Origin of the sequence: Thiocystis violacea, from assembly GCF_016583575.1 — a bacterium.
GTDB lineage: Bacteria > Pseudomonadota > Gammaproteobacteria > Chromatiales > Chromatiaceae > Thiocystis > Thiocystis violacea.
Window position 1 is genome coordinate 1 of sequence record NZ_NRRG01000021.1, and the last position, 12987, is coordinate 12987.

The 12987-nt window shown below is 65.0% G+C and carries 7 protein-coding genes, 1 tRNA gene and 1 pseudogene; 4 read left to right on the forward strand and 5 right to left on the reverse strand.

Going from position 1 to position 12987, the window contains the following annotated elements:
* Nucleotides 1–74 precede the first annotated feature (74 nt).
* The 3 genes and pseudogenes from CKO27_RS25280 to CKO27_RS11640 form a co-directional block, all read right to left on the reverse strand.
* Nucleotides 75–369 (reverse strand): annotated as a pseudogene (locus CKO27_RS25280) (IS3 family transposase); the annotation flags it as partial.
* Nucleotides 370–461: 92 nt separating this feature from the next.
* Nucleotides 462–537 (reverse strand) — tRNA-Asn (locus tag CKO27_RS11635).
* Between the two features lie 107 nt (nt 538–644).
* Nucleotides 645–1829: a pyridoxal phosphate-dependent aminotransferase gene (locus CKO27_RS11640; protein ID WP_200375064.1), complete on the reverse strand. Its 1185-nt coding sequence runs from the start codon at nt 1827–1829 to the stop codon at nt 645–647.
* 151 nt (nt 1830–1980) lie between these two features.
* Here CKO27_RS11640 and uvrB point away from each other — a divergent pair, with 151 nt between their 5' ends.
* On the forward strand, nt 1981–3990 hold the full coding sequence (uvrB, locus tag CKO27_RS11645; protein ID WP_200375065.1) for an excinuclease ABC subunit UvrB: 2010 nt from the start codon (nt 1981–1983) through the stop codon (nt 3988–3990).
* On the forward strand, nt 3987–4808 hold the full coding sequence (locus CKO27_RS11650) for a glutaminyl-peptide cyclotransferase (RefSeq protein WP_242470869.1): 822 nt from the start codon (nt 3987–3989) through the stop codon (nt 4806–4808). Before uvrB ends, CKO27_RS11650 begins: the two co-directional genes overlap by 4 nt.
* A 22-nt stretch (nt 4809–4830) precedes the next feature.
* Here CKO27_RS11650 and CKO27_RS11655 read toward each other — a convergent pair whose 3' ends face one another.
* A complete protein-coding gene (locus CKO27_RS11655) occupies nt 4831–6123 on the reverse strand; it encodes a dicarboxylate/amino acid:cation symporter (protein WP_200375066.1) in 1293 nt (430 codons plus the stop codon).
* A gap of 258 nt (nt 6124–6381) precedes the next feature.
* Between CKO27_RS11655 and CKO27_RS11660 the strand changes: the two genes are divergently transcribed.
* Both CKO27_RS11660 and CKO27_RS11665 read left to right on the forward strand, forming a co-directional pair.
* Nucleotides 6382–7023, forward strand: coding sequence for a carbonic anhydrase (locus CKO27_RS11660; RefSeq protein WP_200375067.1), 642 nt, complete (start codon nt 6382–6384; stop codon nt 7021–7023).
* A gap of 162 nt (nt 7024–7185) precedes the next feature.
* A complete protein-coding gene (locus CKO27_RS11665; protein ID WP_200375068.1) occupies nt 7186–11553 on the forward strand; it encodes a response regulator in 4368 nt (1455 codons plus the stop codon).
* A gap of 37 nt (nt 11554–11590) precedes the next feature.
* Here CKO27_RS11665 and CKO27_RS11670 read toward each other — a convergent pair whose 3' ends face one another.
* A complete protein-coding gene (locus CKO27_RS11670) occupies nt 11591–12643 on the reverse strand; it encodes an HD-GYP domain-containing protein (RefSeq protein WP_200375120.1) in 1053 nt (350 codons plus the stop codon).
* Between the last annotated feature and the right edge of the window lie 344 nt (nt 12644–12987).

Genomic DNA, 12987 nt, shown 5'->3' on the forward strand with positions numbered 1-12987 from the left:
GGTGGGCATGGGTTGAGATTCCCTCGGTTTTTCGTCTTCCAAGGGCAGGGGTTCATGCTACCTGTTTTTCTCCCCTGCTGAGTGCCGATCCAGTCTTTCAGGAACTGAACCGGTGATGTGTAGCCGAGGGTGGAGTGCAAGCGCTTGCGGTTGTAGAACAACTCGATGCACTCGAAAGCCGTGGCCTTCATCACTTCCCGCGTGGCGAAGCGCTCATCGAAGATCCGCTCGTGCTTGAAGCTGTTGAACCAGCTCTCGGTGGGGGCCTTTGTCCCAGCCGTTTCCCTGGCGGCTCATGGAGCCGATCATCCCGTATTGGGTCAGCGTGTCCTGGAACAGATGGCTGGCGTACTGGCGGCCCCGGTCGGAGGCGGATTCAGGGGCAACCCGCGACCAACGGCAACAGGAAGGGCGGAAAAGCACAACGGCCTAGACGCATAACGCCTAAGCCGTTGTTTTATTGGCTCCCTGGGACGGGCTCGAACCGCCGACCTAGTGATTAACAGTCACCCGCTCTACCGACTGAGCTACCAGGGAATGTTCCGAGCGCGCCAATTTAATCGTTCGCTCGATCCTCGTCAAGGGTTTCGCTTAAAAAACCGCCTGGCGTGGATCGGGGATCGTCAAGGGGCGCGGTGTCGGGTTCAGCCGGCGGCCTTGGCGATCCGGTCCAGGGCCTGCTCCAGATTCGCGCGGCTGGTGGCGATGGAGATCCGGGCGTGGCCGTTGAGGCCGAAGGCGGATCCGGGTACCAGTGCGACACCGGCCTGTTCGATGAGGTATTCGGCCAATTCCAGGTCGTTGCTCACGCCGTCCAGTCGTTCGATCAGTCCCTGTACCTTGGGGAAGACGTAGAAGGTGCCGTCGGTGGGCAGGCATTCGATGCCGGGGATCCGGTTGAGGCGTTCGACGACGTAGTCGTGACGTTCCATGAACGCCTTGAGCATGACGCCGATGCAGTCCTGGGGGCCTTCGAGCGCGGCTTGGGCGGCGACCTGGGAAATCGAGGTGGGGTTGGAGGTGCTCTGCGATTGGACCTTCTTCATGGCCTTGATGATGTCGGCCGGGCCGCCCGCGTAACCGATCCGCCAGCCGGTCATGGAGTAAGCCTTGGAGACGCCGTTGAGCACCAGCGTCCGGGGCATGAGATCGGGACAGACGTTGACGATGTTGACGAAGGGCGCCTGGCTCCAGCGGATGTGTTCGTACATATCGTCGGTGGCGATCAGCACCTTGGGATAGTAGCGCAGCACCGCGCCGAGCGCCTCCAGTTCCTCGCGCCCATAGGCCATGCCGGTCGGGTTGGAGGGGCTGTTGATCACCACCAGCCGGGTCTTGTCGTTGAGCGAGCCCTTGAGTTGAGCGGGGGTGATCTTGAAGGCTTGGTCGGCGCCGGCATGCACCAGCACCGGCGCGCCACCGGCGAGCAGCACCATATCCGGGTAGGATACCCAGTAGGGGGCGGGAATCACGACCTCGTCGCCCGGATCCAGCAGCGCCTGGGCGAGGTTGAAGAAGCTCTGCTTGCCGCCGCAGGAGACCAGGATCTGGTCATGGGCATAGTCCAGCCCGTTCTCGCGCTTGAACTTGTCGATGACGGCCTGCTTGAGTTCGGTGGTGCCGTCGACGGCGGTGTATTTGGTGAAGCCCGACTCGATCGCCTTGATGGCGGCGGCCTTGATGTGGTCGGGGGTGTCGAAATCCGGCTCCCCGGCGCCGAGTCCGATCACGTCCTTGCCGGCGGCGCGGAGCGCCTTGGCGCGGGCGGTGATGGCGAGGGTGGCGGATGGCTTGACGGCCTGGACGCGGGCGGCGAGCTTGGTGGTCATCGGCGGTGATTCCTGGGTTCCCGTGGTGGCTGGATTCGTTGTGAGTAGCTCCCAATAATAGCGAATCGCTGGATTGACAGCACCCGGATCGAGGGGACGGCGCGAGCGGCGCGCCGGATCCCGGATCGTCGCGCGACCGAGAGGCTTCATCATGTCCGATCGCCCACTTGAACTCGTCAGCCCCTTCGCGCCGGCGGGCGACCAGCCGGAGGCCATCCGCCGGCTGGTGGAGGGTCTGCGCGACGGCGAGGCGGGCATGACCCTGCTCGGCGTGACCGGCTCCGGCAAGACCTTCACCATCGCGAACGTGATTTCCCAGCTCCAGCGCCCGGCGCTGGTGCTAGCCCCCAACAAGACGCTCGCCGCCCAGCTCTATGGCGAGATGCGCGACTTCTTCCCGCGCAACGCGGTGGAATATTTCGTCTCCTATTACGACTACTACCAGCCGGAGGCCTACGTCCCCTCGACCGACACCTACATCGAGAAGGACGCCTCCATCAACGAGCACATCGAGCAGATGCGGCTCTCGGCGACCAAGGCGCTGCTGGAGCGCAAGGACGTCATCATCGTCGCGACCGTCTCCTCCATCTACGGTCTGGGCGATCCCGACGCCTATCTGAAGATGGTCTTGATCCTCAAGCGCGGCGACCGCATCGACCAACGCGCCATCCTGCGCCGGCTGGCGGATCTCCAGTACAAGCGCAACGAGATCGAGCTGGCGCGCGGAACCTATCGGGTGCGCGGCGACGTGATCGACATCCACCCGGCGGAGTCCGACGAGGAGGCGGTGCGCATCGAGCTGTTCGACGAGGAGATCGAGGCCCTGTCACTCTTCGATCCGCTGACCGGCGAGGTCCGACAGCGGGTCACGCGCTACACCGTCTACCCCAAGACCCACTACGCCACGCCGCGCGAGACCATCCTCAAGGCGGTCGAACGGATCAAGCCGGAGCTGAAACAACGGCTCGCCTGGCTGCGCGACAACAACAAGCTGGTCGAGGCCCAGCGTCTGGAGCAACGCACCCTCTTCGATCTGGAGATGATGCTGGAGGTCGGCTATTGCTCCGGCATCGAGAACTACAGCCGCTATCTCTCCGGACGTGGCCCCGGCGAGCCGCCACCGACCCTCTACGACTATCTGCCCGCCGACGCCATCTTGGTCGTCGACGAGAGTCATGTGACCATCCCGCAGCTCGGCGGCATGTATCGCGGCGACCGCTCGCGCAAGGAGAATCTGGTCGAATACGGCTTCCGCCTGCCCTCCGCGCTCGACAACCGCCCGCTCAAGTTCGAGGAGTTCCAGGCGCGCCAGCCCCAGACCATCTATGTCTCCGCCACTCCGCGTCAGTACGAGATCGACCACTCGGGCGCGGTGGTCGAGCAGGTGGTGCGGCCGACCGGGCTGGTGGACCCCGAGGTCGAGGTACGGCCGGCATTGAGCCAGGTCGACGACCTGCTCTCCGAGATCCCCTTGCGGATCGCGGTCGACGAGCGGGTGCTGGTGACGACCCTGACCAAGCGCATGGCCGAGGATCTGACCGACTATCTCAAGGACCACGACGTCAAGGTGCGCTATCTGCACTCCGACATCGAAACCGTGGAGCGGGTCGAGATCATCCGCGACCTGCGTCTGGGCGAGTTCGACGTGCTGGTCGGCATCAATCTGCTGCGCGAAGGGCTGGACATGCCCGAGGTCTCGCTGGTCGCCATCCTGGACGCCGATAAGGAGGGCTTTCTGCGCTCCGCCGACTCGCTGATCCAGACCATCGGGCGCGCCGCGCGCAACGCCAACGGCAAGGCCATCCTCTATGCCGACAAGGTCACCGGCTCCATGCAGAGGGCGATGGACGAAAGCGCGCGCCGCCGCGCCCGGCAGGTCATCGCCAACGAGGCCCAGGGCATCACCCCCCAGACCATCCGCAAGGCGGTCGCCGACATCATGGACAGCGCCATGCCAGGCGCGCCCATGAAGGCCCGCCAGTACGCCAGGGTGGCCGAGCAAATCGCCGAGTACGCCAACCTGACCCCGCTACAGATGGCCAAGCGGCTCAAGACCATGGAGAAGGAGATGTACCAGCATGCGAAGAATCTTGAATTCGAGAAGGCCGCTGCGGTGCGCGACCAGATTCGCGAGTTGCAGGGTCGGGGGTTGGTGGCTTGAGCGCGGATCGTAGGCCGGCCCAGACCAGACCCCTGGGACTCGCCCTGACGATGCTGCTCCTCGGCCTGCTCGGGCTTGGCGGCGCCTACGCGGATGAGGCGTCTCCGCCTTCGGCCCCGGTTCTCGGTTATCGCCTGGTCGCCAGCTATCCGCATGACAGCGGCGCCTTCACCCAGGGTCTGATCCATGTCGATGGACGGCTCTACGAGGGGACCGGCAACTATGGCGCCTCGGTGCTGCGCCGGGTGGACCTGACCAGCGGGCGGGTGGAACGCGAGACACGGCTCCCGTCCAGGCTGTTCGGAGAGGGAATCACCCAGTGGCGCGGCCGGCTGGTGCAACTGACCTGGCGCGAGCGACTGGGCCTGATTTACGACGCCGAGACGCTGAAACCCCAGGAAGCCTTTCGCTACGAGGGCGAGGGTTGGGGTCTCACCCATGACGAGCGGCATTGGATCATGAGCGACGGCTCGGCGGTGCTGCGTTTCCTCGATCCCGACTCGAAAGAGGTCGTGCGACGTCTGACGGTGCTCGATGGCGCGCGGCCCATCGACAGGCTCAACGAGCTGGAATACATCAATGGCGAGATCTGGGCCAACGTCTGGAAGCGGGACCATCTGGTGCGGATCTCGCCCGAGACCGGCGCTGTGATCGCCTATGTGGATCTGGCGGGACTCTACCCGGCCGCCGAGCGCCCCAGCCAGGAGGCGGTGCTCAACGGCATCGCCCACGACGCCGCCAGCGGGCGGCTCTTCGTCACTGGAAAATACTGGCCGCGACTGTACGAGATCGAGGTCTTGCCGAAATCGGACCCATGACAATCAGGCAAGCCGTCGGCCGCTACACGGCCTGGGCCGGCACCGCCGGTTGAAGCACCTGGGTCTCCCCTTCGCTGCGGGCGATGATGACGGCCCCGCAGGAGTCGCTGAAGACGTTCACGGCGGTCCGCATCATATCCAGCACGCGATCCACCGCCAGAATGAGCCCGATCCCTTCCAGGGGCAGACCGACCGCGCCCAGGATGACGGCGATGGCCACCAGACTGGCGGCGGGAATGCCGGCCACGCCGATGGAGGTGAGCAGGGCCAGCGTGACGATCAGGAATTGGGTGGCGAAGGACAGTTCCAGACCGTAGGCCTGGGCGATGAAGACGACCGCCACGCACTCATAGAGCGCCGTGCCGTCCATGTTGACCGTGGCCCCAAGCGGCAGGACGAAGCTGCTGGTGCGGTTGGAAACGCCCGCGTTCTTCTCCACGCACTCCATGGTCACCGGCAGTGTCGCGGAGGACGAGGCGGTGGAGAACGCGGTCACCAGGGCCGCGCCCATGGCCGCGAAATGTCGGGCCGGACTGACCCCCCCGACGAAATAGAGCAGGAGCGGCAGCACCACCAGAATATGCGTCGCGAGCCCCAGCGTCACGGTTAGGAAGAAGAGCGCCAGCGGACCGAAGGCGTCCAGACCCGTGTCGGCCACGGTCTTGGCGACCAGGGCAAAGACACCGATGGGAGCGAACCGCATCACCAGATCGGTGATCCGCATCATGATCTCGAACATTCCCGCGAAGAAATGACGCTGAGTCTCGGCCTGGGTCTCGGCGAGACGGCCGATGAAGAAGCCATAGAGCAGACTGAAGAAGATCAGCCCGAGCATCTGACCCTCAGCCGCCGCCTGGACCACATTGGTCGGAATCATGCGGAGGAAAACATCCACTACGTCCCCGCCATCCTTGTCACCGATCTTTGCCTCCAGGGCCGCCACATCGGCGCTGAACCCGAAGACCTCCTTGGGATCCCCTTCCACCACGCCGGGCTGAATCAGATTCACCAGCAGCAGACCAACCAGGATGGCGAGCAGGCTGGTAGCGGCGTAATAGCCGATGGTCTTGCCGCCCAGGCGGCCCAGATGCTCCGAGCCTCCGAGTCCGGCGATACCCACGATGATCGAGGACATGATCAGCGGCACGATCAGCATCTTGAGGGCATTGAGGAAGAGATTGCCCAGGAAGTCGAAGACGGAATAGAAGGAGACGCCGAAAATTCCGACTTCGCGTCCGACGAGGAGACCGACCGCGATCGCGAGCATCAGGGCGATCAGGATTTGCCAGTGGAGCTTGAGCTTGGTTGGAAACATCGGCGACGACCTGAGTAAGAGGCTGTGCGGGAACGATACCAGGTGAGACGCGGCCAGTCCGCCCCGGAACGCCTCCCACACCATCCTATCGATTCGAGCAAGATCGGATGATTGACGTGAAGACGGCCACCAAGCCGGCCCGGATCCGGGATAATCCGAGCCAATCGGGACGCCGACAGCCCCGAACCCGTTCAGAGAACCAACATCGCCGCGCCGGTTCCGACAACTGACAACCGACAACCTAAGAGAGACACCCGCATGGCCAATACCCTGTCAGCAATCGAGGCGCTTGAGCGCCTACGCCAAGGCAACCTTCGGTTCGCCAACAACCTGACCAGTCTGGACAAGGTGATGACGCATCAGCAACGCGCCGATCTGGCGGCCGGTCAAGAGCCCTTCGCGATCGTCCTCGGCTGCTCGGATTCGCGGGCGCCGGCCGAGATTCTCTTCGACCAGGGGCTGGGCGATCTCTTCGTGATCCGCGTCGCCGGCAATGTAGTGGCACCGTCGCAGATCGGCAGCGTGGAGTTCTCGGTCTCCCGTTATCACACCCGCTTGGTGGTGGTGCTGGGACACTCGCACTGCGGCGCCGTGACCGCTACCATCGAAACCCTGCTGGATGGCGAGAACACCGAGTCCCGCAACATCGCCTCCATCGTGGAACGGGTCAAGCCATCGGTAAAACCCCTGCTGGAGACCGAGCTGCGGCATGATCGAGACGCCCTGCGCCGGGCGGCGGTACGCGCCAATGTCCGGGCCTCGGCCAATCAGTTGCGCCATGGGTCGCGAATCATCGAGTCGCTCATCGACCAGGATGGTCTCCTGGTAATCGGGGCCGAATACGCCCTGGAGACCGGGCTGGTGGATTTCTTCGATGGCGCCCCGACCACGGACGCCTAGCCACGCCAGGGGCCCCCCTAGGCCAGCGGACGGCCCTCGCCGGCCGAGGCGGCGGCCCAATTCGCCGATCCAGAACCCAGGAGTCCGCGCCGGACAGCCGATCGCGCGTCCATTCTGATCCAGCCCTTCTCGACAGCTCGCCTGGAATTTCAGGAGTCGGATTTGGAATCCCTACTCGCCATCCCGGATCTTTACTTCCTGATCGAGGCCGACGGAACCATCGTCGACTATCGCGGGCCGGAGAAGGAGCTCTATGTTTCGCCCGAGGTCTTTCTCGGGAAGCGGATGAGCGAGGTGCTCCCGCCCAGTGTCGCCGCGCTCTTCGAGACGCATCTCGCCACGGCCCTGACGACGAGCGATCTGGTCAGCTTCGAGTATGAGTTGCCCATGCCCGATGGCCCGCGCGGCTACGAGGCGCGGATGAGCCGGCTGGGCATGACGGGCCAATGCCTGACCATCGTCAGGGATTTCACCCAGCGCCGGCGTCTCCTACTCGAACTGGAGTGCGAGCGCGCGCGGCTGCGCGAGCGGGTCAAGGAGCAGCGCTGTCTGCACGAGGTCTTTCGTCTCACCGAGGATATCTCCGCGCCGATCGAGGCGCTCATGCGGCAGGTCGTGGAACTGATCGGTCCCGGCCTGCAGTATCCCGAGCTTGCGGCGGCGAGCATCGAATGGGGCGGACAGCGGTACGCGACGCGCGATTTCGCGACGACCGACTGGATGCTCGCCGTGGACGAAACCACCGACGCGGGCGAGCCGCTGCGTTTGACGATGGCCTATCTGGTGGCCCCGCCAAACCCGGATGAACCCGCGTTTCTCGCCGAGGAAGCCACCCTGGCCGGCGCCATCGCCCGCCGTCTGGTCGAGGCCCTGGACCGTCGACGCGCGACTCGCCGGCTCGTGGAGCAGGAAGCCTGGGTCGAAACCATGTTCGATCAGACCACGGACGCCATCGTCCTGGTCGATCCGGATAGCGGGCGCATCCTCCAGTTCAACGAGGCCGCCCATCTGGGCCTCGGCTACGAGCGCGAAGAGTTCGCGCCTCTGTGCATCGCCGATATTCAGGCCGATCACTCGGCGCAACGGATCGCGGCCAATTCCGCCGCCATCACCACCGGGAGTCTCTCCGGCTTCGAGACCCGTCATCGCTGCCGGGGTGGGGAGATACGGGATGTCGAAATCACCTTCCGTGGGGTGGAGCATGACGGGAAGACGCTGATTTCCGCCGTCTGGCGCGATATCACCGAGCGCAAGAACCGTGAGCGCGAGCAGATCGCCCGCGCCGAGCGACTCCAGTCCTGGACGCGCCTGATTGGGGAATTCAGCCTGTCCCAGGCCGGTATCGATGGCGACATCGAGGGGTTCGCACGCGAAATCACCGAACGTCTCGGTCAGGCGCTCGCGCTCGCCAGGGTCTCGGTCTGGTTGTTCGATCCGTCGGGCGAGCGGCTCGAACTGCTGGATCTCCACGAGAGCGCCAGCGGGCGCCATGCCTCGGGCCAGGTTCTGGAGACGAGCGCGTACCGGGAAGCGTTGGCCAGGGTCATGGCCGATCGCTACGTCGATGCCAGCGATGCCCTGACCGATCCGCGCACGGCCGGTTATCTGGAGACCTACATCAAGCCACTCGGGATCACCTCGATGCTTGACTGCTGCATCCTCTCCGGGGCGCATCCGCGCGGCATCATTTGCCTGGAGCAGGTCGGTCAAGCGCGTGTCTGGGAGTCGGACGAGATCCAGCTCGGCTGCCAGGTCGCCGATCAGCTCGGCATGGCCCTGCTCAATCGCGACCGGCTGACGGCGGTGCAAGAGCTGCGATGCAGCGAGAGCTTCCTGAACCGCGCCCAGGCGGTCTCGCGCACCGGTCACTGGCATCTGGACATCCCCGGCGACCGCCTGACCTGGTCGGACGAAACCTATCGCATCTTCGGTCTGGCGCCAGATGAGCCCTTGACGCTGACCCAATTCATCGGCTGCGTCCACCCGGAAGACCGCCGGGCCGTGATCGACGCCTGGCACCAGGCGATCACCGGGAAGCCCTACCGCATCGTCCATCGGATCCTGGCGAACGGCTCGACCCGCTGGGTCGAGGAGCGCGCCGAGGTCGAATTCGACGCCTCGGGCCAGGCGATCGCCGGGCTGGGTATCGTCCAGGACATCACCGAGCGGGTGGAGACGACCCGCGAGCTGGAAGACTATCGCGGACATCTGGAGGATCTGGTCGCCACCCGGACGGCCGAGCTGGAGGCGGCCAAGCTCTCGGCCGAGAGCGCCAACCAGGCCAAGAGCGCCTTCCTGTCGAACATGAGCCACGAGATCCGCACGCCGATGAACGCCATCATCGGCTACTCGCACCTGATCCGGCGCGACCCGCTCACACCGCGTCAGCTCGGCCAGTTGGACAAGCTGTGCGCCTCCGCCCAGCATCTGCTCCAGATCATCAACGACATCCTGGATCTGTCCAAGATCGAGGCCGAGAAATTGACGCTCGAGGTCGAGGATTTCGAACCGGCGCGGGTGATCGATCACGTCTGCAATCTGGTCGCCGACAGCCTCCAGGCCAAGGAGCTCGATATCCTGGTGGATCTGGATCATGTCCCGCCGGTCGTGCGCGGCGACGGCACCCGTCTGGGCCAGATCCTGCTCAACCTGGTCAGCAACGCGGTGAAGTTCACCGAACGCGGGGGCATCACCATCCTCGGATCCCTGGCCGAGCCAGACCAGGATCGCGGGATGGGTCGCGACCCGCTCTGGATTCGGCTCGAGGTGCGCGATAGCGGCATCGGTATGTCCGAGGATCAGATCGAGCGGCTCTTCCGCGCCTTCGAGCAGGCCGACGGCACCACCACCCGCCGCTACGGTGGAACCGGGCTGGGTCTGGCCATCAGCAAACGGCTGACCGAGCTGATGGGCGGACGCATTGGCGTCGACAGCGAGCCCGGCCGGGGCAGCCGGTTCTGGCTGCTGATCCCCTTCGCGCGTTCCGCGGCCTTGCCGCGACCGGACCCCGCGCTCGCCAGGCTGCGCGACATGCGCTCGCTGGTCATCGACGATCATGCCGAGGCCCGCGAGATCCTGCTCGACCTGCTGCGCACGCTCGGGATTCGCGCCGAGGCCGCGGCGAGCGGCGCGGAAGGTCTGGCGGCGGTCGCTAGGGCGGACCAGATCGGCGATCCCTACCAACTGCTCATGATCGACTGGAGAATGCCCGAACTCGATGGCATCGATACGGCGCTGCGGCTGCGCTCGCTGCCCCTGGGTCATCAGCCCGACTTTCTGATGGTGACGGCCTACGGCGAGCAGCTTCCGCCCGAGGAGGCCGCCCGCGCCGGCATCGTCCAGATTCTCGCCAAGCCGGTGACGCCGTCGGGACTGCACGATGCCCTGGTGGCCGCGCTCCAGCGTCAGCATCGACCCCTGGAGACGCCCGGCCTCGGGCGGCACGATGGCGACCTCGCGCACGCCCAGGGCGCTCGCGTCCTGGTGGTGGAAGACAATCTGATCAACCAGGAAGTGGCCTGCCAGTTGCTGGAATCGTTCGGTCTGCGGGCGACCGTCGCCGACAATGGCCAGCGCGCCCTGGAGATGGTTCGCGCCACCCGCTTCGACCTCATCCTCATGGATATCCAGATGCCGGTCATGGATGGTCTGGAGGCTACCCGCGCGATTCGCCGTCTCCCCCAGGGCCGATCGGTGCCCATTCTGGCGATGACGGCCAATGCCTTCGAGGAGGATCGACGCCGCTGTCTCGCCGCCGGGATGAACGACCATGTCCCCAAGCCGGTCGAGCCGGAGCACCTGTGCCAGAAGCTCGCGCAATGGCTGCCACGACCGGCGCGCGGCAACGAGGATTCGCGAGCCGCGCCAGCTCCGGTATCCGAGACCGCCGAACCGGCCAGGGACACGCCCAACCTGGAGGCGCTCGACGGCGTCGCTGGACTGGATGTCGCGCAAGGATTACGGCCGCTGCGAGGCAATCGGAGTCTCTATCTCAACCTGCTGCGGCTGTTCCTGGACAACCACAAGGACGACGCCGCTCAGCTCTCCGAGCACCTGGCGGCGAGCGATCTGGTCTCCGTTCGGCAGCGAGCCCACGGCCTCAAGGGGGTAGCCGCGACCCTTGGCGCCCCGGCCCTGCGAGATCTGGCCGCCGACCTGGAGCAGGCCGCCTGTTCGGATGAGCCGCCCGAGCGGCTGCGCCCGATCCTGGAGGCGCTCACGCTGGAGCTGGACGCGCTGACCGAGGATCTGAAAGCGGTATGGCCACTGGTCGACACCAGCCAGGCTTCCGCGCTGACCGAGGATCGGCCGAGCGAGATGGACTGGTCGCGGGTGACCGAGATCCTGGCGCGTCTCGAAGCCCTGCTGGCCAGCCACGACACGGAAGCCAATGAGGTGTTCGAGCACTCCAAGGCGCTGCTGAAGGCCGCCTTGGGAGATGTCGTGACGAGACTGGATCGACAGATTCGCGGCTTCGATTACGAGCAGGCACTCGCGACCCTGCGGGCGACCTGGAAACCGGACGCTTGATTCCTGGAAGGCGTCATTCGTCCGCGCCCCGCGCGGCTCATGGAAGGCCGTACCGAACCTCTACTTCCGAGTACCGATCCTTGAATCGGAGCACCTCGGGCAGGGCCTCCAGGAAAAGCGGTACGAGTTGGGGGTCGAAATGGATTCCGGCATCGCTCCGCAGCAAGGCGACCGCCTCGTCCACCGACCACGCCCTCTTGTAGGGCCGCTCGGACGTCAGCGCGTCGAACACATCCGCGATGGCGACGATGCGGCCAACACGCGGGATCCCCTCGGCCGCCAGCCCGCAGGGATAGCCCGTGCCGTTCCATTTTTCGTGATGCGTCAGCGCGACGATGCGGGCCATGCGGAGCAGATCGGAATCGCCCGTGTCACCGATGATGTCGGCGCCGATCTGGCAATGGGTTCGCATGATCGCCCACTCATCCGGATCCAGCTTGCCCGGTTTGCGCAAGATCCGGTCGGGGATCCCGATCTTGCCGACATCGTGCATGGGCGCGGCGTTCATCAAGAGGTCGGCCTCCGACTCGCTCATCCCGATCGCGAGACCGAGGATCCGGGAATAGTGACTCATGCGAATCACATGCAACCCGGTCTCGTTGTCCTTGTACTCGGCCGCGCGCCCGAGGCGCTGGATGATCCGCAGACGGGTTTCATGGAGCTGGGCGGTTTGCTTCTTGACCTCGCGGTCGAGCACCTGGGTCTGATCATGGAGCGCGAGCTGGGCGCGCACCCGCGCCTGAACGACGGGCGGACTGATCGGCTTGGCGATGTAGTCGGCCGCGCCCAGTTCGAACCCCCGGATCTCGTCCTCGATGGCGATCCTGGCCGTAATGAAGATGATCGGGATATGGCGGGTCGTGTAGTCGTCCTTGAGCTGACGGCACACCTCGTAACCGTCCATTCCAGGCATCATGATGTCGAGCAGGATCATATCCGGCGGATCGCCGGAGCGGACGATCCGAAGGGCCTGTTCCCCGCGCGTCGCCGCCTTGACGTTGTAATCGTCCTTGAGACTCCCGACCAGCAGGTCGATATTGGCGGGCGCGTCATCGACCACGAGAATGGTCTGTCGCCGCGCCGATTCCATGCCCTTCCCAGTGAGCTGGGATTCGGGAATTGGCGCCAGCCGATCGGCCCGTCCAGGAATCCCGCTCCGAGGCGGCTCATGGCCTGGTGGAGGCACATCTTCCAAGGGGACGGAATCCAGGGAGGGGGTCTGAACGGTTGCATTAGGCATGCGGGCACCTCGAAGCGTCCGGAATTCTTGGGTCGTGAAGCATCCTGGTCGTGCCTGCAAGATTAGAGACGAACGAACCCTGAATCCGTGACGCATGAAACAGGAGCGGATGATCGGGAGCGCTCGGACCCATCTATTTCGCCAGTGGAAGCATAGCATTACAGACAAAAAACATGGCGATTCGTGTGCGGGAT

Bases quoted from the DNA above. Each gene is read 5' to 3' on its own strand.
- CKO27_RS11655 (WP_200375066.1), bottom strand. From the start codon at position 6,123: ATGTTTCCAACCAAGCTCAAGCTCCACTGGCAAATCCTGATCGCCCTG.
- CKO27_RS11670 (WP_200375120.1), bottom strand. From the start codon at position 12,643: ATGGAATCGGCGCGGCGACAGACCATTCTCGTGGTCGATGACGCGCCC.
- CKO27_RS11640 (WP_200375064.1), bottom strand. From the start codon at position 1,829: ATGACCACCAAGCTCGCCGCCCGCGTCCAGGCCGTCAAGCCATCCGCC.
- uvrB (WP_200375065.1), top strand. From the start codon at position 1,981: ATGTCCGATCGCCCACTTGAACTCGTCAGCCCCTTCGCGCCGGCGGGC.
- CKO27_RS11660 (WP_200375067.1), top strand. From the start codon at position 6,382: ATGGCCAATACCCTGTCAGCAATCGAGGCGCTTGAGCGCCTACGCCAA.